This window comes from Pseudomonas marginalis (assembly GCF_024169655.1).
Lineage (GTDB): Bacteria > Pseudomonadota > Gammaproteobacteria > Pseudomonadales > Pseudomonadaceae > Aquipseudomonas > Aquipseudomonas paraveronii.
In genome coordinates this window covers 2,849,004-2,874,369 of record NZ_JALJWV010000001.1, presented here as the reverse complement: position 1 = coordinate 2,874,369, position 25,366 = coordinate 2,849,004, and the positions used below count along the sequence as shown (strand labels likewise).

General features: G+C 59.9%; 18 protein-coding genes. 7 read left to right on the top strand and 11 right to left on the bottom strand.

Features of this window, described 5'->3' with window-relative positions:
* The first annotated feature begins 56 nt into the window (after positions 1–56).
* From J2Y83_RS12940 to J2Y83_RS12930, 3 genes are all read left to right on the top strand, one after another.
* A complete protein-coding gene (locus J2Y83_RS12940; RefSeq protein WP_253395726.1) occupies positions 57–806 on the top strand; it encodes a helix-turn-helix domain-containing protein in 750 nt (249 codons plus the stop codon).
* Between the two features lie 100 nt (positions 807–906).
* Positions 907–1,470, top strand: coding sequence for a GNAT family N-acetyltransferase (locus J2Y83_RS12935; protein ID WP_253395724.1), 564 nt, complete (start codon positions 907–909; stop codon positions 1,468–1,470).
* A gap of 221 nt (positions 1,471–1,691) precedes the next feature.
* Entirely contained in the window at positions 1,692–6,689 is a 4,998-nt protein-coding gene (locus J2Y83_RS12930; protein WP_253395723.1) for a glycosyltransferase family 32 protein, read from the top strand.
* Positions 6,690–6,740: 51 nt separating this feature from the next.
* Here J2Y83_RS12930 and J2Y83_RS29575 read toward each other — a convergent pair whose 3' ends face one another.
* On the bottom strand, positions 6,741–6,875 hold the full coding sequence (locus J2Y83_RS29575; protein ID WP_301294996.1) for a hypothetical protein: 135 nt from the start codon (positions 6,873–6,875) through the stop codon (positions 6,741–6,743).
* Between the two features lie 421 nt (positions 6,876–7,296).
* Here J2Y83_RS29575 and J2Y83_RS12925 point away from each other — a divergent pair, with 421 nt between their 5' ends.
* Both J2Y83_RS12925 and J2Y83_RS12920 read left to right on the top strand, forming a co-directional pair.
* Positions 7,297–8,706 (top strand): circularly permuted type 2 ATP-grasp protein, encoded by a 1,410-nt coding sequence (locus J2Y83_RS12925; protein ID WP_247399929.1) that lies wholly within the window; start codon positions 7,297–7,299, stop codon positions 8,704–8,706.
* Positions 8,707–8,708: 2 nt separating this feature from the next.
* Complete coding sequence (locus tag J2Y83_RS12920) at positions 8,709–9,659, top strand: alpha-E domain-containing protein (RefSeq protein ID WP_247399927.1); 951 nt, start codon at positions 8,709–8,711, stop codon at positions 9,657–9,659.
* On the opposite strand, the gene J2Y83_RS12915 is transcribed toward J2Y83_RS12920, so the two are convergent.
* From J2Y83_RS12915 to J2Y83_RS12905, 3 genes are all read right to left on the bottom strand, one after another.
* The gene (locus J2Y83_RS12915; protein ID WP_253395722.1) at positions 9,656–10,576 is read right to left on the bottom strand and encodes an AraC family transcriptional regulator; all 921 of its coding nucleotides are present in this window, start codon (positions 10,574–10,576) and stop codon (positions 9,656–9,658) included. The two genes, J2Y83_RS12920 and J2Y83_RS12915, sit on opposite strands and share 4 nt — an antisense overlap.
* Before the next feature lie 211 nt (positions 10,577–10,787).
* The gene (locus J2Y83_RS12910) at positions 10,788–13,073 is read right to left on the bottom strand and encodes an ATP-dependent DNA helicase (RefSeq protein ID WP_253395721.1); all 2,286 of its coding nucleotides are present in this window, start codon (positions 13,071–13,073) and stop codon (positions 10,788–10,790) included.
* The gene (locus J2Y83_RS12905; RefSeq protein ID WP_253395720.1) at positions 13,070–14,716 is read right to left on the bottom strand and encodes a VRR-NUC domain-containing protein; all 1,647 of its coding nucleotides are present in this window, start codon (positions 14,714–14,716) and stop codon (positions 13,070–13,072) included. The genes J2Y83_RS12910 and J2Y83_RS12905 overlap by 4 nt, the downstream gene beginning before the upstream one ends.
* A 187-nt stretch (positions 14,717–14,903) precedes the next feature.
* Here J2Y83_RS12905 and J2Y83_RS12900 point away from each other — a divergent pair, with 187 nt between their 5' ends.
* The gene (locus tag J2Y83_RS12900; RefSeq protein ID WP_247405211.1) at positions 14,904–15,128 is read left to right on the top strand and encodes a YgdI/YgdR family lipoprotein; all 225 of its coding nucleotides are present in this window, start codon (positions 14,904–14,906) and stop codon (positions 15,126–15,128) included.
* Positions 15,129–15,159: 31 nt separating this feature from the next.
* Here J2Y83_RS12900 and J2Y83_RS12895 read toward each other — a convergent pair whose 3' ends face one another.
* The 7 genes from J2Y83_RS12895 to J2Y83_RS12865 form a co-directional block, all read right to left on the bottom strand.
* A complete protein-coding gene (locus J2Y83_RS12895) occupies positions 15,160–16,503 on the bottom strand; it encodes a TolC family outer membrane protein (protein ID WP_253395719.1) in 1,344 nt (447 codons plus the stop codon).
* A gap of 2 nt (positions 16,504–16,505) precedes the next feature.
* A complete protein-coding gene (locus J2Y83_RS12890; RefSeq protein WP_253395718.1) occupies positions 16,506–17,807 on the bottom strand; it encodes an HlyD family type I secretion periplasmic adaptor subunit in 1,302 nt (433 codons plus the stop codon).
* Positions 17,804–19,555 carry a type I secretion system permease/ATPase gene (locus tag J2Y83_RS12885; protein ID WP_253395717.1) on the bottom strand — a complete coding sequence of 584 codons (1,752 nt, stop codon included), beginning with the start codon at positions 19,553–19,555 and terminating at the stop codon, positions 17,804–17,806. The genes J2Y83_RS12890 and J2Y83_RS12885 overlap by 4 nt, the downstream gene beginning before the upstream one ends.
* Positions 19,556–19,659: 104 nt before the next feature.
* The gene (locus tag J2Y83_RS12880) at positions 19,660–20,028 is read right to left on the bottom strand and encodes a protease inhibitor Inh/omp19 family protein (protein ID WP_253395715.1); all 369 of its coding nucleotides are present in this window, start codon (positions 20,026–20,028) and stop codon (positions 19,660–19,662) included.
* A gap of 49 nt (positions 20,029–20,077) precedes the next feature.
* On the bottom strand, positions 20,078–21,511 hold the full coding sequence (locus tag J2Y83_RS12875; RefSeq protein WP_253395713.1) for a serralysin family metalloprotease: 1,434 nt from the start codon (positions 21,509–21,511) through the stop codon (positions 20,078–20,080).
* Positions 21,512–21,869: 358 nt separating this feature from the next.
* A complete protein-coding gene (locus tag J2Y83_RS12870; RefSeq protein ID WP_253395711.1) occupies positions 21,870–22,973 on the bottom strand; it encodes a DmpA family aminopeptidase in 1,104 nt (367 codons plus the stop codon).
* 9 nt (positions 22,974–22,982) lie between these two features.
* Complete coding sequence (locus tag J2Y83_RS12865; RefSeq protein ID WP_253395709.1) at positions 22,983–24,347, bottom strand: APC family permease; 1,365 nt, start codon at positions 24,345–24,347, stop codon at positions 22,983–22,985.
* Positions 24,348–24,546: 199 nt separating this feature from the next.
* On the opposite strand from J2Y83_RS12865, the gene J2Y83_RS12860 reads away from it, so the two are divergent.
* Positions 24,547–25,341 carry a helix-turn-helix transcriptional regulator gene (locus J2Y83_RS12860; RefSeq protein ID WP_253395707.1) on the top strand — a complete coding sequence of 265 codons (795 nt, stop codon included), beginning with the start codon at positions 24,547–24,549 and terminating at the stop codon, positions 25,339–25,341.
* Positions 25,342–25,366: the final 25 nt, after the last annotated feature.

Below are 25,366 nucleotides of genomic sequence, written 5' to 3'. Positions count from 1 at the left end.
TCTCCGATGTTTGGATGTTTAGTAATCGGAATATATGTGTGCAAGAGGCTTTTGCAATGAAGTCAACACCCAGCCTTGTACAAGTTCAACATTTAAAAACAACCTGCGCCAGTTGCAGCGTTTTAGAGCTGTGCTTGCCCATAGGCCTGACCGATCTCGAAGTGGGTCGCCTGGACACACTGATTCCACAACGCGTCAAAGTGAAAAAAGGTGCTTCGCTGTATCGCACCGCAGATCCGTTGCGCTCGCTCTACGCCGTGCGTACCGGTTTTTTCAAGACGTGCATACTGTCCATGGACGGCCGTGAACAAGTCACCGGCTTTCAAATGGCCGGGGAGATGCTCGGCCTCGACGCCATCAGCGCCGACACCCATGCCTGCAATGCCATTGCTCTGGAAGACAGCGAGGTGTGCCCTCTGCACTTCAATCAACTTGAGCGACTGGCCGGTCAAATACCGTCATTGCAACATAACTTGAACAAAATCATGAGCCGCGAAATAGTGCGTGATCACGGCATGCTAATGCAGATGGGCAATATGAACGCCGACGAGCGGCTTTGTGCATTTGTCTTGAATATATCGATGCGGATGAGTACGCGTGGCTATTCACCGCGATCATTTGTATTGCGCATGAGACGCGAAGAAATTGGCTCTTACCTGGGGCTGCGACTGGAGACGGTGTGCCGCAGTATTGCGCAGTTGCGCAAACTGGGCCTGGTGCATATCAGCGCACGCAATGTCGAGATTCTCGACATGGCGAAACTCAAGACGTTTATCGCCGGCTGTCACCGCCATGGTGCCGAGTAACAGGGCTTCATCTGATCCACATCAGATTTACCGGTGAGCAAAGGCGTAGAACCGACGCAATAGGGCGCTGTTCCTGCCGCCCCAACCTGGAGGTCTTACCATGCCCACCATTGCAGAGCACAACCGGCAAGCCGCTCCCGCCTATGCGGCAGTCCCGCACGAACACTGGATCGAAGCGGTTGATGACGGCCGCCATGTGCTGATCCGTCCGTTGAGAACCGACGACCGGGACCGCGAATATAACTTCATCAAGAATTTGTCCCGAGAGTCTCGGCACGCGCGCTTCCTCGGTGAAATCAACGAGCCCGGCAAGACCCTGCTCGATCAATTGATGGACGTCGACAATCAGCAACGTGTGGCATTTATTGCTCTGGTGCATGACAACGGCAAGCTGATCGAGATCGGCGTCGCGCGCTATGCCGCAGCCAAGGAGCATGAATGCGAATGCGCGGTTACCGTGGCTAACCCTTGGCAGCACCTGGGGCTAGGGCGCATTTTGATGCAGCACCTGATGACCGCCGCGCGAAAAAACGGCTTCACGTTGATGTACACGGTCGATGAAGCGACCAACGCCCCGTTACGTGAACTGAACCATGCCCTGGGCTTCCACACCGTAACCGACCCCGATGACGCTACCCAGGTGATCAGCAGCGTGGTGCTCTGAGCATCACAGCCCGGTAAAAAGGGCGGCCAGCCGCCCTTGCCTTTTATTACTGCGCCGGTCGGCGCCGAACGCCTGTCCGGCAGCGCTCAAGGTGGAAACACCGGGTAACCGTCTTTTGGCTGAGTGAAGGAATCAAGACAGCCTGCGTCGCTACACAAGGTTAACGCCACGGGCGCTGCACAAGCCCTGGCGTAATCTCGTAACCTCAGGCGACAGACCTCATGATCAGTGTTTCCAATCACATCACCGCGCCACCCCAACCACTCGACCCATCCCACCTGCCACTCGCCAGACATAAACGCGAAGCCCCTGCCCCAACTGAGCCGACAGGCGACGCTCGCACCGAAGGCGATCGTGAGTTGGCGGCCGAATATAGCTTTGCGCTGTTCCATGCCGCCAATGGCGAAAGAAACAGCAAAATCAGTGCTATCCCGCCCAATTCCACATTCGGTCAGTGGTGGGGGCGTTTACATGACGCCTTCCAATCACCCGACGTCCTTCAGTGGATCAGGGATAAAGGCATTGACCCTACGTCGATAACGCTCAAACCGGAATCAGGCCAAATCTCCTTCAGGCTCAAGCGGTCGCTTGACCCCGAACAGAAGCTAAACACCGTTGGGCAGGACGACAGGCGCTGGGCGTCGATCAGCGCCCCTATTCTCAAGGCCGCGCGAGTCATCAACGCGGGCCATGCCGACACCACCATCACGCCTCCGGCAACCGTTCTCGACCAGCCTGTTTCAAGGTGGATCGTGGGACGCTTTTATCAAGAACGGGAGGACCTCACGGCGTCCGCCATGCGCAGGCGTGCAGAAGAAATAGGTCGAGAGCAACGTTTTACACCGCTGGACCCAAACACCTCCGAAGGCTTGATGAGGGCGCGTAGCGAGGACGCACTGCAAGACCAGAAAGCGGTATCGGGCGATATCATCAACCGCTATGAGGCGGTCAGCGAGCTGCGCCACCTGGCAACGTCCGCGGACAGTGGCGCGAAGTCGGCTGGGGAAATCCAGAATGAACTGAAGAAGAGGACGATCTCTCTGTCTTCGGCAAGCACCTACCAACCCATCGGCGCCAGCCAATCGAACAGGGTCAGCCTCGTGCAATTCCTCGAAGATCATGGCTGGCATATTCCCACCGATCACGAACAGTTGGAGAACCTCGCGACCGCCCTCTCGACCCCGGCGCCCAAGATGCCAGCGCACGGCAATCTCGGCGGGGCGCTGGCTTGGCCTGAGCCGTTGGATCAGGGCGACCTGCAACAGCTGAAGGCCGATATTGGCACAGGCAAAATGGGTGATGTTGACTTAGGACCGTCAAAAAATATCCTGGATTATCTGCTGAACGGCAGGACAATTTCCCCGGCGGAACTGAGCAACCCGCGACGGCTGATCGATTCCTTGATCGCATCGCCCAGAGGCAAAGCGCTGGGTGAAGCGATTCAGACTGCGTTCGAGGCGCGGGGCGTCAAAGGCAGCGCTTCTGACTGGCTGCTCACGGCCTTGAACACCGAAAGCGCCAGTGTCCCTGGCAACGAGGTCGATCACCAAGCCCCTGGCCAAATTGAAGGCTATCGGCTGGTCTCGGCGGAGAACTCGGGCAAAAAACCGTCAGCGGTTATCCAGGAGCTGGCTGATCACCTGGTCGCCAAAGGCAACGCCTCATCCCCGCAAAAGGCCATGATTCAGGCTCACCTGCTGCTGGCCAGCCGGGCTCCGGAATTCCTGATCAAGGACATTCCGGAAGGCGTCGTCGTGGGCACCCACAGTTGGGTCAGCTTTGCCACGGCGGCGGCCCGAATCGAAAACAAAGCGCCGGGAAACACCGCGTCGATGAGCTATGCAGACGTTATGCTCGAAGCCAGCGTTGCGCCGATCTCTGACGACGAACGCACTGTCGAATATGCCGCCCAGACCGACGCCATCAAACACTGGGCCGTTGCCAACGGTATGGATTATCCGTCGACGGATGCCTCGATGACGACTGCCCGCGAAGCCTACAGTGCGCAGATTCGCGAGTTGAAAGAGGCTGCGCAAATGCAAATCGGGCAGATGCCGACGACGAGGGGCATTGCGCTGGAACAGTTAAAAGTAGCCCTGCCTCACGTCGACCCGAAACTGTTCGAAGAAAAAACCATCACCCTGCAGCCTTCCAACCGGCACTTCCCCGGGCCTTACTCGATACTGGACATGTATATCGATGGTCGAGGACTCAACGCCGCACCGGACTCAGCGGATAACTGGGGGGAAGCGGGCCGTAGTTTCGTGAACCTACTGACATTTGGCGGCGTCACCCTGCAGCCGGACGGTCGTCCCAGCGCATGGGTGTCCTCCTCGGACGGGTTCAACATTAACGATGTACTGGAACGGCTTAACGAACTACCGCGCCCGACGAAGATATTCAACGAGACGTTCCCGGACTACTCCAGTGCCGTAAAAAAAACGACCGCTGCGCAGCTCAAACACCTTATTTCGAAGCAGCCGCTGGAAGATCGGCAGAATCTGGAGTTTGGCAAAATAACCATCCGTAAAGAAATGGAGTTCCATCGCGCCGATCAGCCCAGGCGGGTTTCAGACGGTGTTCTGCTGGTCGAGACCGAGCGCAACGGCCAGCGCATGACCTATGAAATCGACCGACTAAAAGGGACGGTGACCAAGCTGCCGGACAAGACTTATCGGGACTATGAACCGACGCTTCACTCTATAAAAGCGGGCAAGCGTTTTGATCAGGTAAAACCCGCAGGTCACTCTGCAGCGGGGATAACGCATGAAAAAAAAGATGCACAAGGCGCACCTAATAGTTTCAGTAGCGCTAGAACCCAATACATCGTTGATGCATTGATAGAGGATATCAACTTGCCTGCGGTGGAGAAGTACGCCAAGGGCAAAACCACCTTCGACGCTGAAGTACCGCTGCATGAGACCGTTGAAGAGATCGCGCTCAACCTGATCCCGTTCCGATCAGCCATCGTTAATTTTACCAACGGCAATATTGGTGGGGGCGTTGTCGATCTTGCCTTCGATATCTTTGGTTTCGCCGTCGGCTTGGGCGCCGCGGCAAAAGGCGCGAAAGTCGCGGCGGCCGGCGCGTCGACAGTTGCCAGAGCGGGTCAGGTCGCCAAGATTATAGGGCGCGCGACCGTGGGCGCACTCAATCCATTGGACGGGGTTGCCGACCTGGCTCGCGGAGTGGCGGGCGGTCTGCGTAAAGGGGTCAGCACAGCGTTCAAGGGGGTCAAACATCTGCGCGGCTCTTATCGAGGTGTCGATCTACTTGAGTTGGCGAAAAAAACCGATGTCGCCGAAGGCACATTCAAAGCAGCCAATGGCACACGCGAAAGCAAAACACTGGGCAAATTCGATGAGGCGACCAATAAGTGGTACGCCTACGATCCGCTCACGAAGCAGGCATACGGCAAGCCGTTGGACAACTTCAGCGTCGACACGCCGAGGTTGAATGACCCCGATAGCCTGCACTCGATCGGCAGTAATAATGTGGCGAAAACTGCCAGTCAGCAGCACGGCGTGGCAGCAACCGGCACATTCACCGTGGGGCAAGAGACGGTCGAAGGTAACGTGGTTTTGTTTCAAGGTAACTGGCATCGTTACGATGCGATCAATAAACGTGCCTTCGGCCCGCCGCTGACAGATTTCAAACCGAGCCGGGTCGCGGCCAATGGTGACGTAAGGTCGATGGACGCCGATTTGTTGGGTTATGAGGTCAAGCACATTGCCCCCCAAGAGTTATCGACAAAAGGCTTGCAGTCCAATGTGTATGTGGGTCGCAGTAAAAAAGAATATGTAAAAATCGATGGCAAGTTTTATGAATCACACCTCAAGGATGGCCAGCGAGTTATCCGGCATCCGGCGCGCACCGGGCCTGACCTGCCGGTCAGGGATCTAGGGCTTTCCGGATGGGAACCGCTCTCCAGAACCGACCGCCTCCTGGGGGGCGCAGGGGGCAATCCTTGGAAACCCGGAGAAAATACCTACTTAATCCCGCTGGACGATATCCACCTGACGGGAAACCCAGCACGCCCCTATTCGCTGAACTACAAGGGCGTAGAACATGATATCTCCTTCGACAGCTATGCCGGCGCGTGGAAATCCAGCGACCTCAAAACAGCAAACGATGCCCAAGGCCAGGCTTACTTCTGGAGGAGTGGCAAAGGAAAATGGCAACGAGGAACGCTTAGTGAGTTTAAAAAGGCTAAAAAAATCGATGCGCGCGGGTTTAAATATGTTGATGTCTCTCCCCCGACAATTCTACGGGTTCCAAAAGATGCTCAGCCCATCCCCAAACAGATTCACTATTTTTGGGCTGGCAGTGATATCCCGTCGAACCTGATAGAAAACATCGCGAATAACTCTGCCAATGCACCTGGGTATAAATCCATTATCCATGTCGATGCAGACAGCCCGGCGATGTTTGAAAAAATCAAAAGCCAATTGCACGCCAAAGCGCCGGACCTAAGCGTCATGAATCTGCACGGGGAAGATTTTTTCAAACAATTGAAAGACACTGAAATGTACCGCTACTTTCGCCAGGGCCAAGGCAAAAATCTCGCCGCCACTTCGGATGTCGCCCGTTATCCACTGATGAATAAATACGGTGGCATTTACCTCGACACCGATGATGCGATTCCAGTCAATATTGGCACTACCGCATTGAAGGCGGGCGCCAACGACATTCTGCTTAACAGACCCGTCGCCCACACTATTACGGACTACAAGCCCTTCTACAACACCAGTAACTTTGCGACACAGCCTGACAATCCGGTGATCAACGATATGATCGCGGAGATGAACCAGCGGTTTTCCGCTAACAAAACATACTTTGAAAACAACCGCCCGACCGTCACCAGAGGGCCTGGAGGGGCAATCCAATACACCTCTGAATTTCGCACCTACGAAGGTAAAATTTTCGAGACGGTAGGCCCAACAATGTTTGATGACGTGCTCAAGTCAAAAAGACCTGACATGTACCATCTGGGCCTCGATGGATTGGCTAAAGAATCAAAGATTGTCGACGGTAAACTGGTCTCATCCGGACCAATAGTCGATATTGAAGGTGAAGCGCGCCAGTATTATGCGAGCAAGGGTATTACTCCGCCGGACCTGCTGGGTAATCAGATAAAAAAAATAAAGGAGCACTACCTGTCACTTCTTCACCAGTTCCAAATAAAGATTGGCGCTGAACACTCCTGGATCGGAACATGATCAACTAATGCTCATACCGGCAGCCGGCCAACGCTGGCGGGGTATGAGCAATCAGTCCTGATGCTCGTTGCTGCCAACGTCCTCCGCTTCATCCGGGTCCTTGAGCGGCACTTCTGCATCATCCATCAGCGACCCCGGGTCTTCATTGCCGGGGTCGTTAAGGTCTTCTTCCGCATCTTTTGACATGACCGTCCCCTCTGATCGCCTTGACATAGAGTAGCTCTTTTGAAGAACGCGGCCTGCGTCAAGATGAGGCCCTGCGCGGGTCGTTAAAGTTCCGATGAATCCCTGGCCGGGCATTCAGAGACGTTCAAGTTCGCGTATGCACTGTTGTAGTGCGCACGCCGTTCCCTTGTGGCGAGCAAACGCGCTCGCCACAAGGGAATAGAGACGCTTTGCCGGTTTCGGCACAGGCATTGCTTAATCCATTCATCGTTCACCTGCCATGCCCGGATACAGGAGCATTCGTTACCCCCCGACCCAGAGCCGACCCCATAAGAAAGTAAGGACCTGGCCCGATGGCACCCTGCGCCACGGGCTCATAAAAATGCGTTTTTCAAAGCGGCAGTGCCCCCCGCGCTTCCCTCGGCACTGACAAGGTACTGGAATGGCTCAATCTTTCTTTGATGAAATGAATGACGCACACGGCGTGTGCCGTGCGCACTATCAGGATTTCTCCCGCTGGCTGGCCAATACGCCGCCGGAACTGCTGGCCCAGCGTCGCCGCGAAGCCGACCTGTTGTTCCACCGCGCCGGGATCACCTTCACCTTGTATGGCGACGAGCAGGACACCGAACGCCTGATCCCCTTCGACATCATCCCCCGCAGCATCCCCGCCAGTGAATGGAGCGTCATCGAGCGCGGCTGTATCCAGCGCGTCAATGCGCTGAACATGTTCCTTGCCGATATCTACCACGACCAGCGCATCATCAAGGCCGGGATCATTCCGGCAGACCAGGTGCTGGGCAACGAGGGTTACCAGAAGGCCATGGTCGGCCTCGACCTGCACCGCGACATCTACTCGCATATTTCCGGGGTGGACCTGGTGCGCGATGGCGACGGCACCTACTACGTGCTCGAAGACAACCTGCGCACCCCCAGCGGCGTGAGCTACATGCTCGAAGACCGCAAGATGATGATGCGCCTGTTCCCCGAAGTATTCGCCAAGCAGCGCATCGCGCCGGTAGACCACTACCCCAACCTGCTGTTGAAAACCCTGAAAAGCGCCAGCCGCCTGGACAACCCCAATGTGGTGGTGCTGACGCCAGGGCGCTTTAACAGCGCATTTTTCGAGCATGCATTCCTGGCCCGGGAAATGGGCGTGGAATTGGTGGAAGGCGCCGACCTGTTCGTGCATGACCTCAAGGTGTTCATGCGCACCACCGACGGTCCCAAGGCCGTGGACGTGATCTACCGCCGTATCGACGACGCGTTCCTTGACCCGCAGGCGTTCAACCCGGAGTCGATGCTCGGCGTGCCCGGCCTGGTCGCGGCCTACTGCGCCGGCAACGTGGTGCTGGCCAACGCCATAGGCACCGGCGTCGCGGACGACAAGTCGATCTACCCCTACGTACCGGAAATGATCCGTTTCTACCTGGACGAAGAACCGATCCTGCAAAACGTGCCGACGTTTCAATGCCGCAAGCCGGATGAGCTGTCCCATGTGCTGGCCCACCTGCCGGAATTGGTAGTCAAGGAAACCCAGGGCTCCGGCGGCTACGGCATGCTGGTCGGCCCCGCGTCCACGGCGGCCGAGATCGAGGACTTCCGCCAACGCATCAAGGCGCGTCCACACGCCTATATCGCCCAACCGACCCTGAGCCTCTCCACCTGCCCGACATTTGTCGAAAACGGCATCGCCCCCCGGCATATCGACCTGCGCCCATTCGTGCTGTCCGGTAAGGAAACCCGCCTGGTACCCGGTGGCCTCACACGGGTGGCGTTGCGCGAAGGCTCGTTGATCGTCAACTCGTCGCAAGGCGGCGGAACCAAGGACACCTGGGTGGTGGAGGGCTGAGTATGTTGAGTAGAACCGCCGCAGATTTGTACTGGATGTCCCGTTACCTGGAGCGTGCCGAGAACCTGGCGCGCATGCTCGAAGTCAGCTATTCGCTGTCATTGATGCCCCAGGCCGGGCGCAGCGATGGCCTCGACGAACTGGCGATGTCGTTGCTCAGCAGCGGCACCCTGGACAGCTACCTGGAGCGCCACGGCCAACTGGATGCCGAACGCATGTTGCACTTCTTCGCCCTCGATGAAGAAAACCCCGCCAGCATCTACAACTGCCTGCGCGCCGCGCGGGGCAACGCCCATGCCGTGCGCGGGCGCATCACCGCCGACATGTGGGAAAACCTCAACGCCACCTGGCTGGAAATGCGCAGCATCGCCGCCGGCGGGCTGGCGCGGCATGGCATCAGCCACTTCTGCGATTGGGTCAAACAGCGTTCGCACCTGTTTCGCGGGGCGACGTCCGGCACCATCATGCGCAATGACGCGTACCGGTTCATTCGCCTGGGCACCTTTGTCGAGCGCGCCGACAACACCTTGCGGCTGCTGGATGCGCGCTACGAGATGTTCGGCGAGGAATCGGAGGAAGTCAGCGACTTGTCGGCGCGCGGTTATTACCAGTGGAGCGCCCTGCTCCGCGCCTTGTCGTCATTCGAAGCGTACACGGAGCTGTATCCGAATGCGTTGAACGCACGCTCGGTGTCGGAGTTGCTGCTGTTGCGCAGTGATGTGCCGCGCTCGTTGCATGCCTGCATCGAGGAACTGAGCCATATTCTGGCGGACTTGCCGGGCAGTTATGGCCGCACCGCGCAGCGCTTGGCCGCCGAGTTCGAAGCGCGGCTGCGCTATACCGGGATCGACGAAATCCTCGAAGAAGGCTTGCACAGCCGCCTGACGGAATTCATCGACACGGTACGCGAGTTGGCGCGGGCGATTCACAGCTCGTATCTGGAGGTGGTTTAGACATCGAGGGGCGCGCTCTTTCGCTCGCGGTATTCCCGAGGGGAGCAGTTCATCAGGCGCTTGAAGGCACTGCTGAACGCACTGTCCGACTGATACCCGAGTGACTGGCCGATACGGGAAACGCTACTGCCGGACGTGTTCAAGGCCTGCAACGCCAGGTGCATGCGCCAGCGAGTCAGATACTCCTGGGGCGCCATCCCGACCCGCCGCTTGAAGTGCAGGGCAAAGGTCGATCGGGACTGACTCGCGACACCGGCCATGTCGCTCAAGGTCCAGCGGCGTGCCGGTGCGGCGTGTATTTGCTGCAGTACCGGCGCCAACCGCGGATCGTTCAACGCCGCCAACCAACCCGTGGTACTGGCGCCCATGGATGACTGATAGAGGCGCAGGATCTGCACCAACATCATTTGCGCCAGATGTTCGGTCATCAACGCCGCGCCTTGCATCGGGCTGGCATACTCCCGAGCCAAGCGTTCCAGGCACCAGCGCAAAACGCTGGCCTGCTCGGACCTGGCACTGATGCGCACCACCGGCGGTAACCCCTCCAGCAATAGCCGGGCGTCGTCACCGTAGCTAAAACGTCCGCCGATCAGGAACAAATCCACAGTTTCACCCAGACGGGCAATACCACCCACCGCGTCACGATACACCTCGCGCGCATCAACGCCCTCCCGCGCCAGGTTGCTGGACAACCTCCAGGGACGGTTTTGGGTCAACAAAAAGCAATCGCCCTCGCTCAAGGGGATCGGCACCGGCATGCCCTCCACTTCCAGCCAACACTTTCCCTCCACCACAGCGTTGAACTTGATGCCCTCCGGCGGCGGAAAATCCAGGGCCCAATCGCCGCCAGCCTTGAGGCCGGCGAAATAGGCGCGATGGCTCTTTAACAGTGCCACCACGTCGGACAGGCTATCCATAAAAAAACTCCGGACGATCGCGATAGAAAAGCGGACTTTAGGCCGTTTCGCGTCCGACCTCTAGGGGAGAACATAGCCGCCCCCCCCATGGAGAGCGCCCTATGATCAATACACAAAGCCCTATCGAGAGTGGATTCGACGGCACGACAACCGCTTTGCAAGCGTTGGCGGGTAAAGATTTGCACGGTATGACTGCCATCGTCACCGGAGGTTATTCAGGCATTGGCCTGGAAGCCGTTTTAGTCGCTATCGCCCACCACCGTGGCAACAGCTGCCGCACCCGCGCTTCGCCGAAGCGATCATCGATCAACATCACCACGCCGGTGTCCTGCTGGCTGCGGATCACCCGCCCCGCCGCCTGCACGACTTTCTGAATGCCTGGGTACAAGTAGGTGTAGTCGTAGCCGGAGCCGAAGATCGCGCCCATGCGCTGCTTCATGTGTTCGTTGACCGGGTTCAGTTGCGGCAGCCCCAGGGTGGCGATGAACGCGCCGATCAAGCGCGCGCCGGGCAGGTCGATGCCTTCGCCAAACGCGCCGCCCAGTACCGCAAAGCCAACGCCCTGGCTGTGTTCGGTGAACTGCTCGAGAAAGGCCTGGCGCTCGGTTTCGACCATACCGCGTGACTGCTGCCACAGTGCGATGTGCGGGTGTCGCTCGGCGAGTAACAGCGCCACTTGTTGCAGATAATCGAAACTGCTGAAGAACGCCAGGTAATTACCCGGTTGGCGGGCGAACTGCTCGGCGATCAATTCAACGATGGGTTCCAGTGAGGCCTGGCGATGCACGAACCGGGTGGAGACCTCATCGACAATCCGCACCCGCAATTGCGCGGCATTGAACGGTGATTCCACATCGACCCAGGCGGTGTCCGCCGGCAGGCCCAGCAGGTCGGCGTAGTAGTGACGCGGGCTCAGCGTAGCGGAAAACAACACGCTGCTGCGTGCCGCCGTCAGTCGCGGGCGGATGAATTCGGCGGGCACCACATTGCGCAGGCACAACGTGGAACCGCTGCGCTTGCCGCGCAGTTGGCGCAGGCTGATATCAAAGATGAAATGTTCGTTGAACAGCTCGGCGACCTTGGCAAATTGCAGTGCTTCAAAATAGAAGGCTTGCAGATCGCCGCTGAGTGCCTCGGGATGGTCGTTGAAGTAGTCACCCATGGCGCTGGCGCAAAGGCTCAGGGCCTGGAGCAGTTTGTCGGGTTTGGCCGCGTAGGCCTGATACGGCGCGAGCTGGTCCTTGTGCAAGGCGTTCCACTCACGATTCAAGCGCTGCAAGGGTTTCTTCAACGGTTCTGGAGCCATATCGCGCACGGTCTTGAGGGCGTACTGATCAAGGCTTGCGCTGTACATCGAACGGGCGCGCTCCACCAGGTTGTGGGCTTCGTCCACCAGCACCGCGACGCGCCACTGGTTGAGTTGGGCCAGCCCGAACAACAGCGCGCCAAAGTCGAAATAGTAGTTGTAGTCGGCGACCACCAGGTCGGTCCAACGGGCCATTTCCTGACTCAGGTAATACGGACAGACGCCGTGCTCCAGAGCGACCTCGCGCAGGTTGCGCTGGTCGAGCAGGCGCACCTTGGCGGCAGCGTTACGTGCGGCGGGCAAACGGTCATAGAAACCCTTGGCCAACGGGCAGGATTCGCCGTGGCAGGCCTTGTCCAGGTGTTCGCAGGCCTTGTCCCGCGCCACCAGTTCCAACACGCGCAGCGGCAACTCGGGACTGCTGGCGTACAGTACTTGCGCGGCGTCGAGGGCCAGTTTGCGGCCCGGGGTCTTGGCGGTGAGGAAAAACACCTTGTCCAATTGCTGGGGGGCCAAGGCCTTGAGCATGGGGAAGATCGTGCCGACGGTTTTGCCGATGCCGGTGGGCGCCTGGGCCATCAGGCAACGTCCGGTGCTGACGGCCTTGTACACCGACTCTGCAAGGGGGCGCTGGCCGGGGCGAAAGTCGCTGTGAGGGAACGTCAGGGTCTGCGCAGCGCGGTTGCGGGCGTCGCGGTGCTGCATCTCCTGACGCGCCCAACCGAGAAACAATGCGCATTGCCGGTTGAAGAACTGTTGCAGATCGGCGGCCGCAAAGCGCTGGTTCAGCAAGGTTTCGCCCTCGCCAACGATATCGAAATACACCAGCGCCAGATCGATGTGCGCAAGCCCGAGCTTCTGGCACATCAGCCAGCCGTAGACCTTGACCTGGGCCCAGTGCAATTGCCGATGGTTGGCGGGCTGGGCATCGAGGTCGCCGCGATAGGTCTTCACCTCTTCGAGGCGGTTGCTGTCCGGGTCGTAACCGTCCGCCCTGCCCCGCACCTTGAGCGCTTCGTATTCGCCTTCCAGGGCCACTTCGTTCTGGTAATGCGCACTGCGCCGGGAGGCGACCGTGCGATGACCGGCGATGCCTTCCTGGGCGCTGGGCGACGGTGTAAAGCGCAGGTCAAGGTCGCCGACCTTGGCCGTGAACTCACACAGGGCGCGCACCGCCACGGTGTAACTCAAGCGGGCTGCGCCCAGCGCACATAGCAGACGGTGACCGGCATCTGGTACTCGCCACAGAACTCCAGCCAGCGCAGTTGGTTGTCTTGCAGGCGATCACCAGGGCCTTTGACTTCGATCATGCGGTAGGTTTTCCGGGCGGGCCAGAACTGGATCAGGTCCGGCATACCGGCGCGGTTGGCGCGGATGTCCAGCAGCAGCCGCTCGAACCAGTAGTGCAAGTGTTCGGCGGGCAAGCACGCCAAGGCCTGCTCCAGCAGCTCTTCACTGAGCAGGTTCCAGAAGACAAAGGGTGACTGGATGCCCCACTTGTCCACGTAGCGTTGGCGGATGGTGTTTTTGTAGCGGTCATCGCGCAGTTGCTCGAAACAGGCGGCAAACAGTGACGCACGACGCTGATGAAAGTCTTCGCTGTGCAGATCCGCCGGCCCGCGCTGGAACGGGTGAAAAAACGCCCCCGGCAGCGGCGCGAAGATCGCCTCCCAGCACAACAGGCCGAACAGCGAATTGATCAGACCGTTTTCGACGTAGTACACCGGCGCGTCGGGCTCGCTCAGATGGGCCTGCACGCAATACTCCACCGACACCAAGGGTTCCGGCAGCGGCAGCGCCAGGTCCAGGCGCGTGACTTCGCGCGGCTTGACCTTGGGCAAGGCCGGCGCGCCCAACTTGCGCCGCAGGCGCGGCAACACACGCAGCAGGTGTTGCTGCTCGGCGGGACTTTCCGGTGCCTCTTGGGCGGCGCATGCCAGGGCCATGGCCTGGGCGTAGTCTTCCTGGCGCTCCAGCACGCGAATCAAGCGTGAGCGTGCGCCGGGGAAAACACAGGCGCGGTAGATCTGCTCGGCCAGCGCCAACTCGGCACTGCGCTCGCAATACTGGCCGACCTGAAACAACAGCTTGGCCCGGCGTTTTTCCAGCCAAGGGTTGTCGGTCTGCAACATGGCGATCTGCGCCAGCACGCTGTCCAGCGCCTGTGCGGACTCAAAGGCTTGCTGGCACTGGTGCAGGAACAGAAACCCCAGCACATCATCGCGGCTGCGCAAACCGCGGGACTCGGCACAAAACTCGACCTTTTCGTAGGTGTAGATACCCAGGTCCGCCAGCACGAACTCCGACCAGTCCTGATGCAGGTTGCCGAAGAACATCAATCGCAGGCGATCGCACAAGTCCATCACGGTGAGGCTGTAGAGCACGTCATCCAGCTCGGGGCACCAGTGCGCAAAGCGGCGCTGCTCAGTGAACTGCGGCGCCAACTGCTCAAGCCAGTCGGCCTTCTTACCCTTGGGCTGGTCGATCCATGGCTGGAACGCACCCAGCACCTCGCCCTTTTGCAGCACCCCAAACAGTTCGTCAAAACCCAGCAGGCACTGATCATCGACCCAACCCAATGCCTTCAGCGGGCGCGCCGCAGCATGCGGGCAGCCGATTTCCAGATAATTGAGCTTACCCGCGCGAAAATGCACGCCCTTGCGCATCACCATGCGCACCAGCAATGCCTGGGACGGCTGCGGCAACCTGTCAAATTGCTGAATGAAATGCGCTTCGTCCGCATCGAGCAAATCGGCATAGCGTTGCCCCAGCCAATCGAGCACCTGGCGGAAGTTATGCAGGTAATACAGGGGGTCTTCGAGGGGGTCGGCCATGGTACACAGCGATCAAATACTGGTTATGCATACAGAGTGCCGTCGTAGACGCATTGTTGCAATCGGTAATAGATAAATGGCGCACGCAACTTTTTGCATAAAAGTGATCAGATAGCGGAGCTGATCGCGTAACATTTATGTCCCGCAGCCGCAGGTAGCGGGACTTTTCAGGGTTAAGGTAAGGGTTATGAGCATGAAGAATTTGGGGCTGCCACTGGTTGCACTCACTTTTCTGGTATTGGCCGGTTGCGCGACGCAAACCGTAGTGACATTGCAAAATGGCACGCAGTATTTAACCAAAGACATACCGAAGACCAATACCGCCGACGGTTTCTATGAATTCACCGACATCGCTGGCAAGCACATCCGCGTCAAAGCCGGCGATGTGGCCACGGTTCGCAAGGAAGACTGATCCCCCTCCGCACATTTTGATCGGCGTGACGCTATGGCTGCGCGCCCATCGGCCCAAACGCCTCATCGACTTGTGCCAGGTCGGTATCGCGCAGGTTACCAGCGTAATAGTGCAATTTGGTCCAGGCCATCAGGTAGTCGTAGCGCGCCTGGGCCAGGTCGCGCCGGGTACTGTAGAGCTGCTGCTCGGCGTTGAGCACATCGAGGTTGACCCGCTCGCCGCCGAGGATGCTTTGCTGGGTCGACACCACCAGCGCCTCGGCCGAGGTCAGGGCTTTCTGGTAGGCGCGTAGCTTGCTGACGCCCGACAGGCAGGCGCTGAACTGGCGACGCAGTTCGATCAGGGTTTCACGGGTCTTGCCTTCCAGCTCGTATTCGGCCTGCTCCATGGCGCGACTGGCCTGGCGCGTGGAGGCAGAGATAGCGCCACCGGCATATAGCGGCAGGCTGACTTCGACGCCAATGGTGTTGGTGTCGTAGCGCTGGTTGTAGGTGTTGCCGCTGTCGGACTCCTGCTGGCGCGAACTGGCATACGCGGTGATCTTCGGCAGGTGCCCGGCGCGGTTGCGCTCCACTTCATAACGCGCCACTTCCAGGGCCTGGCGTTGCGAGGCCAGCGTCGGGTTGTTGCTGATCGCCAGCGCGTGCCAGGTGTCGTAGTTGGCCGGCGTCAGGCTGAAGGCGGCGAAACGCTGATTGAGCGGCGCGAGGTCGTTGATGTTGACGCTCTGCACGCCGATCAACGCGCCCAACTCTCTTAACGAGGCGTCCCGTTCATCCAGCGCCTGGATTTCTTCGGCAGTGGCCAGCTCATAGCGCGATTCGGCTTCAAGGATGTCGGTGCGCGTGCCCTCGCCCTGCTGGAACAGGTGCTGGTTCTGCTGAAACTGCTGCTCGAAGGCCTTTTTCTTGGCGCGGGCAATCTCGATCTGGTCTTGAGCGAACAACGCTTGGGTGTAATAGCTCAGCACCCGCACCAGCAGCGCCTGGCTCTTGTCGCGAAAACTTTCATCGGCAAACAGCGCCTGGGCCACGCCCTTGCGGTAGTTGGCATAGGCTTCGTAGTCGAACAGCGGCTGCTGCAGGCTGAAGGTGGAGCCGTAGCTGTTGTAATTACGCTCGTCGCGATAGCTGCCGCCGCGCCCGTCAGGCAGGTGCGCTTGGGAATTGTTGCGCCCTTTGTTGTAGTTGTAGGACAGCCGCGGCAGCAGCCCGGCGCGGCCGATGGTGCGGTTTTCCAGGCCGGCGTCGCGCTCCTTGATCGCGCCGAGAAACACTGGATCGTTGCGCAGAGCCTGTTCGTACACATCGAACGGGCCCATGGCGGCCTGGGCAGGCGCACAGCTCAACAGCAAGGCGATGAACAACGGTTTCATGTTCATTCCTCGGTCAACGCAGAGCCGGCGCGGTCGAGCAGCGGCTTGAACAGGTAATTGAGCAACGAGCGCTCGCCGGTACGCACGAACATCTCGGCGGGCATGCCTGGCTTGATCACCAGGCCGTGGAGTGTTTCCAGCGCGGCCTCGCTGACGGTGGTGCGCAGCACGTAGTACGGCGCGCCGGTTTTTTCGTCGAGCAGTTGGTCGGCGGAAATCAGGCTGACCTCTCCCGGCACACGCGGGGTACGGCTCTGATTGAAGGCGGTGAACAGAATATCGACCGGCAGGTGGGTGCCGACCTTGTCCACCAGGTGGACCGGCAAATGCCCCTCGACTTCCAACCGCGTACCCTGGGGCACAATCTCCAGCAAGGTTTCCCCGGCGCGCACCACCGCCCCTTCGGTGTGCACGCCAAGGTTGACCGCAATGCCATCGGCCGGCGCGTTGATTTCGCTGTGCTGCAGGTCGAACCCGGCGGACGTGAGTTGCTGCTCCAGGGTCAGGCTGCGCAGTTGCGCGTCGGCCAGTTGGCTGCGCACTTCCTTCTGGTATTCCTCGCTGTGCTGCTGCAGTTTGAGCCTCGATTCGAGGATGCCCTGCTCCACGCGGCCGCTTTCGCCAGTGTTCTGCGCCAGGTCCTGTTGCACCTGGGACAACTGGCGCTGGTACTCCATCAAGCGATTGCGTGGGATGTAGCCATTGTCGGCCAAGGGCTGCAGATTGCTCAGTTGGTCGCGCAGGGATTGGGCCTGGGCGGTCAGGTCGCTGCGCGCGCGGCGCATGCCATTGAGCTGCGCCCTGGCGCCGTCGATATTCGCGCGAATCCCCGCCTGTTCGCGGGCAAAGGCTTCGCGGCGGCTGCTGAACAGTTGGCGTTGACCTTCTAGCACCAAGGCCAGCGCGGGGTCGGGAGTGGCGCTGAGTTCGGCGGGGAAAACGATGACGGCGCGATTGTCGCGTTCGCTCTGCCAACGCGCCACACTGGCCCAGGCCATGCGGTACTGCGCTTGCAGCGATTGCACATCGGCCTGGTTCTGGGTCTGGTCAAGACGAAACAGCGGCTGGCCCTGTTTGACCGTCTCACCTTCACGCACAAGAATCCGGCTGACCACACCGGGGCTGAAGGTCTGCACCGCCTTGCGCTTGCCCGAAACCACCACGGTGCCCTGTACCGGAATGCCCTGGTCCAGCGGCGCCAGGCTGGCCCAGAGGAAAAACCCACCGGCGCCGAGCACCGTCAGCCACCAGCCCATGCGCACGAAGAAACCGGCGCCGCGTTGTTCAACAGTGAGAATGCTCATGCGCCTGGATTCCTTCCGGCTTGATACTGACGACTGAAACTGACGCCGGTTTGTTCCTTCGGCGCCGCTTGCTGGCCGGACAACGCGCGCAGCACGTCCTGGCTCGGCCCAAACGCCTGCAAGTGACCTTCGTTGAGCACCAGCAACTTGTCCGCCTGGGCCAGGGCCGAAGAGCGGTGGGTGACAAGAATCACGCTGCTGCCCTGGGCCTTCATCTGCACGATGGCGCTGGCCAGCGCGGCTTCACCGACGGTGTCGAGGTTGGAATTGGGTTCATCCAGCACAATCAGCCGCGGCCCGCCATACAGCGCGCGCGCCAGGGCGACCCGTTGCTTCTGGCCACCGGACAGGCCGCCGCCGTTGTCGCCCAGCACCGTGTCGTAGCCTTGGGGCAGGCGCAAAATCAATTCATGTACGCCGGCCTGTTGTGCCGCCTGGACCACCTGTTGCGGATCGGCATCGCGAAAGCGCGCGATGTTGTCGGCGATGCTGCCACTGAACAGTTCGATGTCCTGGGGCAGATAGCCAATGTGCGGGCCGAGATCGTCACGGTCCCAGCGGTGGATATCCGCGCCATCCAGTCGCACGGTGCCGGCCAGGGTTGGCCACACGCCCACCAGCACACGGGCCAGGGTGGACTTGCCGGAGCCCGACGCACCAAGCACTCCCAGCACTTCGCCGGCGCCCAGGCTGAAACTGACCTGATGCAGCGTCGCCAGGCGTCGCCCCGGCGGGCCGGCGCTGACCTGCTCGAAACCCACCTGGCCGTTGGGCGCGGGCAATGCCATCTGCGCGACTTCCGGGGGGAACTCGCGCAGTAACTCGTCAAGCCGCTGATAGGCCAGCTTGGCCGAACTCCACTGCTTCCACACCGCAATCAACTGGTCGATCGGGCTGAGCACCCGGCCCATCAGGATGGAACCGGCGATCATCATCCCGGCGGTCATCTCGCCTTTGATCACCAAAAACGCGCCCAGGCCGAGCACCAACGATTGCAGGCACAGGCGCAGGGATTTGCTCAGTGAGGTGATCACCGAACCGGTGTCGCTGGCCGTGTTCTGCAAACCCAAAAACTCTGAATGCACGGCAAACCAGCGCTTGCGCAATGCACCGAGCATGCCCATGGCCTGGATGGTTTCGGCGTTGTGCAAATGGCTGGTGGCCAATTGGCTGGAGTGCTGGGAGTAGCCGCTGGCCTCGCCCAGGGGTTTTTTGGTCAGGTATTCATTCAGGCAGGCCAGGCCGATCAGCAACAAGGCCCCCGCCGTGGCCAGCACGCCGAGCCACACGTTGAACAGGAAAATCACCAACAGATAGATCGGAAACCACGGCGCATCGAAAAACGCGAACAGCGCCGGCCCGGTGATGAACTGGCGGATATGGGTCAAATCAGCGAGGGATTGCCCGGCATGCCCCTGGCCGCGCTGCAGATTGCGTTCGAAGGCGGCTTTATATACGCGCAAGTTGAAGCGTCGCTCCAACTGGCTACCGATGCGGATCACGATAAAACTGCGGATGACCTCCAGGCAGCCAATAAAGGCGAAGAAACCTACGACCATCAGTGTCAACATCACCAGTGTGGTTTCATTCTGGGAGGACAACACGCGGTCATACACTTGCAGCATATAAATGGACGGCACCAGCATCAGCAGGTTAATCAATGCAGTGAAACAGCCAACGCTGATCAAAATACTTTTATATTCACCCAACGCCTTGAATAACGGCGCGACGACTTGGGGCTTCGCCATAGTGCTTGATCTTCCTTGAACCCAATGACCGGCAATAGTTACCCCAACCCCTGAATAAGCGGCGGCCAACTAGTAAATTCGAGTTATAGCGTTATAACTGGAAACTAAGGTATTCGTTGCAATGTCACGAGATCGCCGGATGGCGTGCGTGCCTGGTATTCACCGTCGCGCTGGCGATTCAAGTGGGTAATCCCTGAGCCTTCGGCATTCATCAACCAGATCCCGTCCGGTGTCGGCGACCACGTCAGGGGTTTGTCCCCCAGCCACTGCTCAACACATGCCACGTCGCCACCCAAGGCGTTGGCCTGCTCCAGCAAATCCAGGGCACAGACCTGATCCTCTCGGTGCAGTTGCCAATGTCCGGCCAACTGGGCGGCGCTGGGTAAAACAAGACTGCTAGCCATTGCGTGGGCTCCTGCCGACACGAACAACACCTGTAGGACACAGGCGATCAAATGAGAAAAACGCGGCATGTGCATGCTCCTTCCCGGAAGCGCGGCGCCGAAACGCCGCGCTCGTGCATCAGGCCACGATGTCGCTGACAGCGGCCTGGCCCACGGTGGTGACGAGGAAATCCGCCACGCCGTGCCCGGAGAAGTCCACGGCCAAGGTACCCAGGTGGGTGCCCGAGGCATAGCTCAATACCGCGTCGCCGGCATGCCCGGTGAACGCGTTGACGAAGCTCAGGCCCGCGCCTTGGGTGATGCCGCTCAGGTCGATCTTGTCGGAGCCGCTGGTGAAGTCAAAGATCTTGTCCGCCGCCCCTGGCTTGGAATCGGAACTGGCACCGAACACAAAGGTGTCGTTACCGGCGCCGCCCCACAGTTGGTCCGCCCCGCCAGCGCCGTAGATGAGGTCGTTGCCGGCCCCGCCCTTGATCAGGTTGGCGGCATTGTTGCCGATGATCAGATCGTTGCCCGCACCGCCAAAGGCGTTTTCCACGGTGACGCCCTTGGCGATGGACACATTGCCCACCAGGCCGCCAACGTCGGAGAACGAGGTCTCATTGAGGTTGATCTTCTGGTTCTGGGTGAAACCGGAGAAGTCCAGGGAGTCATTGCCACCGCCGTCCCAGACCGAAAACACCAGCTTGTCGGCGTTGGAAGTTGCGCTGAGGAAATCACGCCCGGTGTTGGAGTTGAAACCGTAGGTGGTGTCACCGGCGCGGGTGGCGTAGTTGGCGCCGTAGAGCTTCTGGATCGCCGCGATATCGTCGATCAATGGCCCGGAGGCGTAGGCCTCGACCCCGCCCTTGCTGAAGTTCTGATTGGTGTTGCTCTCACTCCAGTAACTCATGAGGCTGTAGCCGCGCGTGTCCTGTCCATAGGTCGCATCGTTGTAGGTCGGGTTGCCATTCCCGGCGTTGTAATCGCCAGGGTGAGCCAGGCCCAGGGTATGGCCGATCTCGTGGGTCAGGGTCTGCCGGCCGTAGTTGTTCAGGTCCGGGGTCTTGTTGGGCGTGTAGCTGCTGTTGGTCAGGTACCACGAGGTGCCGTCGTAGCCCGCGCCGGTGCCGGGCAGGTAGGCGAAGGCCGCCGCGCCGTCCTGGCCGCCGCTGTAGTTGCCGAAGGTCATATGCCCATCGCCGCCGCTGGCCTTCTCGGTGAAGGCGACGTTGGCGACATCCGACCAGGATTGCATGGCCAGTGCGGCCTGGGCTTTCTGCTGGCTGTTGAACTGGCTGAAGCCCGAGATGCCATGCTTGTTCAGCGTGCTCGAGGAGGCCGAGGTCAGGAAGGTGTAGGTCAGGTCGATCTTGCCGTTGCCGTCAAAGTCCCGGTAAGCAGCGCCATCGCGCAGCAGTTGAGTGGCCGCCTGGTCAACGGAATAAGAGGGTTTGCCATTGATCGTGAGGTTGCCGCCACGGTCGTATAAATGACTGAAACTATCAATTTGCGTATACGCAGTGCTGGCTTGCGCGGCAGATACAATAGCCTGGTCTTTTACTTTTGACATAAACGTACTTCCTTGTGTGCAAGTGCATCAGTCTTGGGTCGATAGGAACCTCGCTGGCGAGATCGTCCTATCACTCGCCTCTTTTGAAGGCGTCACGAAACTGACACAACTTGAAATCTTTCGTCTACATCTATTTACGCAGTGAAAACCGACAAGCCAGCAATTTAAGCAAGTCGCGCGCAATGTTTGTAGGGGGTTAGTTGCTTTTGTCCGACAAAAACCGCCGCGCTGTTATTTAAATATTAAATAGCGGTAAAGCCGCTCAACTTGAGCGGCGCACTTGTTTAGATGGATCCAATATATTGTCACGGTGTCATTCGCCGCATTAAAGAGCCAGCATCTTTATAAATACACCGGATTATCGGCAGCTGTTCCAGCCCATCTCGCGCAATGCCTGCAACAGTGTTTCGCCGTCCAGACCCGGCACTCGCACCCCGTCGTCGGTGGTCATGCTCTCACCGGCCAGCATGGCGTTGACGATCGCCTCCTCCACCGCCTCCGCCGCGGCGAGGAACAGCGGGGACATATGATCGTTATTGACCATCTGCACCGCGCTGCTGAACGCCAGGTCCTTGCGCCCATAGTCCACCGGGGGCAGCGCCTGATTGCCGGTGGCGAAGGCCAGGAACAGGTCGCCGCTGGAGTCCTCGGTGCCGCCGCCGGTGCGCGCAATGCCGATAGACGCGCGTTGCGCCAGGCGCCGGCATTGATGGGGCAGCAACGGCGCGTCGGTGGCCAGGATCACCACGATCGAGCCCATGCCCGGCGTGCCCCGCTCGGCGAACGGCGATGGAATCGCCATCAACTGCCGGCCCACCGGGTAGCCGTCGACCCGCAGTTCCTGGCGCTTGCCATGGTTGGCCTGCACCAGCACGCCGACCGTCCAGCCGCCCTGCTCCGCCGGCAACCGGCGCGACGCGGTGCCGATGCCGCCCTTGAATTCATGGCAGATCATCCCGGTGCCGCCGCCCACCGAGCCTTCCTGCACCGGGCCACTTTCGGCGTGGTCCAGCGCCTCGCGCACATGCGCAGGCTTGACGTGCTGGCCCCAGATATCGTTCAGCAGGCCATCGTAGGTTTCCATCACCACCGGCATGCACCAGTACACGGCCGGGTCCGCCAGACGCTCGCGCTCCAGGGCAATCAGGGTGTCGCGCACAATGCCGAGGCTGTGGGTGTTGGTGATCGCCAGTGGTGTGGTCAACAGCCCTGCTTCGCTGATCCACTCCAGGCCAGTGGCGTCACCATTGCCGTTGAGCACGTGATACCCGGCAAAGCACGGCTGCTGCCGCGCCTCGCCGGCACGCGGCTGGACCACTGTGACGCCGGTACACACCTGTTTGCCGTCGACGCGGGTCTTGAGCGTGCTGTGGCCGACCCGAACGCCGGGAACATCGGTGATGGCATTCAACGCGCCGGGCGTGCCCAGCCCCAACGTGATGCCCAATTGACGTGCGCGCATAACCACTCCTTACAGTTTCTGATACGCCGGACTCAACCGGCCACTGATGCAATACAGAATCACCGACAGCGCCAGCAAGCCGATGATGACCATGATGTCGCGCACCGAAGCCTCCGCGATCAAGGTCATCAACAGATACCCGGCGCCCAGCACCGCCAGCAATGCCGGCAGCGGCCTCAAGGGCATGCGATACGGATGTGCGCGCTCACGCAGCAGCACCCGGCTCATCAGCGCACTCAAGGCCACGATCAGGTACACCAGCATGATCAGCAGCACACTGAACGAGGTGAGGTCCGCCAGGTTGGAGCTGAAACTCAGCAGCGCCGAAGGGATCGCCAGGAACAGCGTCGCCAGCCAGGGCGAATCCCAGCGCGGGTGAATGCGCGTGAACAGTTTGTTGATGGTCGGCGTCCACAGCGCATCGCGGCCGCTGCTGAACACCACGCGGCCGATCTGGATCACGATGGCGACGATGGCGTTGAATACCGAGAGGAAGATCCCGGCACTGACCAGGCGTGACAAGGTTTCGTTGCCATGGCTGGTCAGCAGGTAGCCGATGGGGTCGGGGCTGCTGATCATCGCACTCAGCGACGGCGCGCCGATCAGCAGCGCCGTGATCGGCACCAGTTCGATCACCACCACCAGCCCCAGGGACCACAACACCGCTTTGTGTACGCCCTTGCCGCCGCATTTCATGTCTTCGGCCAGCAGCACCGCCGGCCCGTAGCCATTGAAGGAGAACAGACCGATGCCGACCGCGCCGATCACCAGGGCCCAGGGCGCCAGGTGCAACATGCCGTTTTCGACGATCTGCGGCTGAAACAGCACGCTGACCGGCTGCACCGGATGGCCGAAGCCGAGGAACACGATCACCAGCAAGGCCGCCACTTCCAGCAGCAGGCAAGTGCCGGTGATCCAGGCATTGAGCTTGATATTGAGGATGCCCAGGGCGTAACTGCACACCACAATGACCAGCGCAACGGTCTGGGCATCGAACCGGGCGCCCAGGGCGTTATTCAAGTAGGTCGCCGCGCCCGTGGCCAGTACCGGTGGGATAAACAACAACATCACCAGTACCGTCAGGAACGTCGCATAGCCCGCCATGCCGCCGAATACCCGCTTGGCATACACATATTCACCGCCAGCGCTGTTGTGGGCGCGGCCCAGTTCGGCGTAGCAAAAGGCGAACATCAGCGCGAGCAAGGCGGCCATGACAAAGGCCAGGAACACGCCGCTGCCGGCCTGTTGAATGGCGAACGGGGCGATCACGAACACCGAACTGGCGGGCGTCACCGCCGAAACGGTAATGGCCACCACATCGAAGACGCTCAGGGTGGGCTTAAGCACGCCGTCAGGCGCGGGGGAAGCACTCATATCGTTATCCTCTGTCGTTGTTTTTGGTGTGAGGCAGAAACGAAAAGTCTGAAAGTCGTGGGATATGTTTCCCACTCAATGATCGCGAAGTTAAAGCCAGAGCTGTTGTCAGCCAATTCCCCTATTGGCGTACTCCCCTTGACGACACCCGGCAAAAGCCGAACCCTTGGCCGATCTTTTGATGAGGGGAACCTGTGACATGAGCCTGTTCAGGGAAGTCGGCATGCATGCAGGGCTGGGGCGCACCCTGTCACAGATCGGCAGCGAGCGATTCTGGAAACAGCTGGTGCTGTTGTTGCACCAATGCCTGCCGTTCGATAACGCCCTGGCGATTTTCTACCCGCTCGACGGCCTGCCCCAGGCCCTGGAGGAATACGACGCCCAGCCCAGCAGCAAACCGGCGTCGATGCTGGTGTACCTCAACGGCCTGTACGTGCTTGACCCGTTTTTCCAGGCCTGTCGCGAAGAGTATGCCAGCGGCGTGTACCGCCTGGAGGAAGTGGCGCCGGACCATTTCCGCCAGAGCGAATACTTCCTCAATTACTTCCACGACAACGTGCTGGAAGACGAGGTGCAATTCATCCTGCAACTACCTGGCGCGGGCACGTTGTCGCTGTCACTGGGCATGCAGCGGCGCTTCAGTGCTGAAGAAACCGGGCTGCTGACCACCTTGGCGGCGTGGGTGCTGCCGTTGATGCAGCAGCATTGGCAGCAAAGCACCCAGCGTGTACCGGCAGCGCAGGCGATGGCCAGCCAGATTCGCGATGCATTGAGCCATTTCGGCTGCGGCGTACTCTCGGACCGCGAGCTGGAAGTCGCCCGCCTGGTATTGCGCGGTTTCTCCTCCAAGGCCATGGCCGAGCGCCTGAATATCTCGCCGGATACGGTCAAAGTGCATCGCCGGCATCTGTACGCCAAGCTGGATATTTCTTCGCAGCCGGAGCTGTTCTCGTTGTTTATCCAGTCGTTGGGGCATGACCTGGAAAACCCCTGAAATCCAAATGTGGGAGGGGGCTAGC

Excerpts from the sequence above, each read along its gene's own strand:
- J2Y83_RS12940 (WP_253395726.1), top strand. The coding sequence starts at position 57 with ATGAAGTCAACACCCAGCCTTGTACAAGTTCAACATTTAAAAACAACC.
- J2Y83_RS12935 (WP_253395724.1), top strand. The coding sequence starts at position 907 with ATGCCCACCATTGCAGAGCACAACCGGCAAGCCGCTCCCGCCTATGCG.
- J2Y83_RS12930 (WP_253395723.1), top strand. The coding sequence starts at position 1,692 with ATGATCAGTGTTTCCAATCACATCACCGCGCCACCCCAACCACTCGAC.
- J2Y83_RS29575 (WP_301294996.1), bottom strand. The coding sequence starts at position 6,875 with ATGTCAAAAGATGCGGAAGAAGACCTTAACGACCCCGGCAATGAAGAC.
- J2Y83_RS12925 (WP_247399929.1), top strand. The coding sequence starts at position 7,297 with ATGGCTCAATCTTTCTTTGATGAAATGAATGACGCACACGGCGTGTGC.
- J2Y83_RS12920 (WP_247399927.1), top strand. The coding sequence starts at position 8,709 with ATGTTGAGTAGAACCGCCGCAGATTTGTACTGGATGTCCCGTTACCTG.
- J2Y83_RS12915 (WP_253395722.1), bottom strand. The coding sequence starts at position 10,576 with ATGGATAGCCTGTCCGACGTGGTGGCACTGTTAAAGAGCCATCGCGCC.
- J2Y83_RS12905 (WP_253395720.1), bottom strand. The coding sequence starts at position 14,716 with ATGGCCGACCCCCTCGAAGACCCCCTGTATTACCTGCATAACTTCCGC.
- J2Y83_RS12900 (WP_247405211.1), top strand. The coding sequence starts at position 14,904 with ATGAGCATGAAGAATTTGGGGCTGCCACTGGTTGCACTCACTTTTCTG.
- J2Y83_RS12895 (WP_253395719.1), bottom strand. The coding sequence starts at position 16,503 with ATGAAACCGTTGTTCATCGCCTTGCTGTTGAGCTGTGCGCCTGCCCAG.
- J2Y83_RS12890 (WP_253395718.1), bottom strand. The coding sequence starts at position 17,807 with ATGAGCATTCTCACTGTTGAACAACGCGGCGCCGGTTTCTTCGTGCGC.
- J2Y83_RS12885 (WP_253395717.1), bottom strand. The coding sequence starts at position 19,555 with ATGGCGAAGCCCCAAGTCGTCGCGCCGTTATTCAAGGCGTTGGGTGAA.
- J2Y83_RS12880 (WP_253395715.1), bottom strand. The coding sequence starts at position 20,028 with ATGCCGCGTTTTTCTCATTTGATCGCCTGTGTCCTACAGGTGTTGTTC.
- J2Y83_RS12875 (WP_253395713.1), bottom strand. The coding sequence starts at position 21,511 with ATGTCAAAAGTAAAAGACCAGGCTATTGTATCTGCCGCGCAAGCCAGC.
- J2Y83_RS12870 (WP_253395711.1), bottom strand. The coding sequence starts at position 22,973 with ATGCGCGCACGTCAATTGGGCATCACGTTGGGGCTGGGCACGCCCGGC.
- J2Y83_RS12865 (WP_253395709.1), bottom strand. The coding sequence starts at position 24,347 with ATGAGTGCTTCCCCCGCGCCTGACGGCGTGCTTAAGCCCACCCTGAGC.
- J2Y83_RS12860 (WP_253395707.1), top strand. The coding sequence starts at position 24,547 with ATGAGCCTGTTCAGGGAAGTCGGCATGCATGCAGGGCTGGGGCGCACC.